Here is a 2,211-nt window from a genome sequence, read left to right as displayed (position 1 = left end):
CCGGTTTGAGACAGTTTTTATGATTATTTGAGGCGAATAGCGAGCTATTCAACGAAAAGAATCATAAAAAATGGCCAAATCAGGCTTTTTCGCAGTAGGTCAGTGGTAAGTCCGACAGGCTCCTAGGCGACAATGGATAACCAAGTATCTGAATGGACACAATCAATGCTCGACAAGCTGAAAGCATCTTTAGGATTTGGTGCGGCGAAAGTGGATACCGTGCTGGACAATATCGCCCTGAACCAGGGAGAAGAACTAGCAGGGACTATTTATATAAAGGGAGGTGATGTTGAGCAGACCATTGACGCCATCAAGCTGACGTTTAATACCGAAGTGAAAGAAGAATCCGATTCCGGCGTCAGCTACCAGACCTTCCCCCTGGGCGAAATGGCCATAACCGATACTTTTGTCATTCATCCGGGCGAAGAAAAGCCAATACCCTTTACCTGGCAGCTTCATGAAGAGACTCCGATCACTGCGCTGAACACCCGAAACAACCAGTCTCGCTTTTGGGTTGAAACGCAACTGGATATTGAATTCGCTATTGACCCCAGTGATCGGGACTATATCGAAGTACATCCGCTGCCTGTGGCGCTGCCTGTGGTGGCAGGCATTATTCACACCATTGAGCAAGCCGGATTCGAACTGGAAAAAGCCGATATTGAAAAAGGCTTTTTACAGGGAAATGACTTCTCTTCCCACTCAGGCTGTTACCAGGAGATCGAGTTTCTAAAGTCGGGCTTTATCGGCTCCAAAGAGATCGAACTGTCATTTGTTCTGGATCAGCACCAGATCCACTGTCTGGCGGAAGTCGACAAGTCCTTAAGCCTTCGGGACGATCAGTACTTTTCTTTCACACTGCCTCTGGACGCTTCTGACATTAATATCAGAACAGCTGTGGAACCCATTCTCAGTGTTTAGAGAATGAGATCAGGGATGTCCTCTGGACATCCCGTCTTTAATTTCAAGTCATTCATCCAGCATCATCAAAGCCGGATCCAGTCGAACATCAAACCAGTTTGCCCGCCAGTCAAGATGAGCTCCCGTCACCCTGCCCGTTGCGCCAATAGCACCCAGGATTTCTCCCCTTTTGATGTTCTGCCCTTCAACCACATCGACCTTGCTCAGATGCAGGTAGCTGGTAGTGATACCAAAACCATGATCAATAATGACTGTCCCACCGGAATAATAAAGATCCGACTCAGCCATTCGGACAATACCATTAGCCGGTGCAATCACCGGAGCCCCTTCAGGTCCGGCAATATCCAGACCAAAATGAGGTCTTCTGGGCTCACCATTGAAGAATCGTTGACTGCCATAGACGCCACTGACAGGTCCCTTTGCAGGACGATCGAAACCGGTAAAAAAATCTTTTAACACAGAGTCGTATTGCCTGGCCGATTTGACCAGCTGACCTTCATCCTTTATTCGCCCCAGCACTTTTTCAGCCGGACTGACGTATTTCCTGGCAATACCGTTAATCCGCTGGATCTTGTAATCGCGCTTGGACAGACTCAGTTTGAGCGCTTCGCTGACACCGTCCGGTGCTGTCAGCAAGATCGTTTGCTGAAGATCAGCGTCCCGACCAAAACCCACAATAAAACGACCACGCTCAGATACTCTGACCGACCTGCCCTGGTATAGAACTTCAGTACCTGGCTCAACCAGCCCAACATAAAAGCCCCCCTGAACCAGCTTTGACATCAGGGAAACCGTCTCCTGGGCCATCACAAAAGGAATCACCAACCAGGAAAACAACAACAGAGTTAGACGCATGAGGGCTCCATGTCTACTTTATGTGTATCAACTTTATCGCTATTAAAACATACGTTAGCTCTAACTTAATCAGAAACGTCTGAGATCGGAAACGGTTTTCGTTTTTTGCTGTATTGACGAGTACACAGGGTTCAGGAGCCTGATGGCATTCCTGCAGATTTTACAGATTATGCTAGTTTCAATGGGATCAAACTGGTTACTGCGGTCTATGGCAAATAACTGTTGAGCGTTGTCCTATCAGACGAGCTCTGGTGGGCGTACGTCCTGTAATAATATTTATGCCTCGCGAGAGAACACTATTGAGCCCCTTCCAGGAGCCTGTCGGACTTATGCTTTCGAGCATAAATTTCAGTAGAACGAGTCGAATTATTCGATGGATTCGTGAGAATAGTTGACCTATTTAATCGAATTCATCGAATAATTGGGCCGTTCTTT

The 2,211-nt window shown here is 47.4% G+C and carries 2 protein-coding genes; one reads left to right on the top strand and one right to left on the bottom strand.

Going from position 1 to position 2,211, the window contains the following annotated elements; all coding sequences use genetic code 11:
• The first annotated feature begins 132 nt into the window (after positions 1-132).
• Positions 133-921 (top strand): sporulation protein, encoded by a 789-nt coding sequence (locus ACR2PX_RS03290; protein WP_433997934.1) that lies wholly within the window; start codon positions 133-135, stop codon positions 919-921.
• Positions 922-969: 48 nt separating this feature from the next.
• Here the strand turns inward: ACR2PX_RS03290 and ACR2PX_RS03285 are convergent, their stop codons facing one another.
• Complete coding sequence (locus ACR2PX_RS03285; RefSeq protein ID WP_433997933.1) at positions 970-1,776, bottom strand: M23 family metallopeptidase; 807 nt, start codon at positions 1,774-1,776, stop codon at positions 970-972.
• Positions 1,777-2,211 lie beyond the last annotated feature (435 nt).

The sequence above is a fragment of the Endozoicomonas sp. genome, from assembly GCF_051008435.1.
Lineage (GTDB): Bacteria > Pseudomonadota > Gammaproteobacteria > Pseudomonadales > Endozoicomonadaceae > Endozoicomonas_A.
The sequence above is the reverse complement of the archived record's forward strand: the minus strand, read 5'-3'. Positions and strand labels throughout refer to the sequence as shown.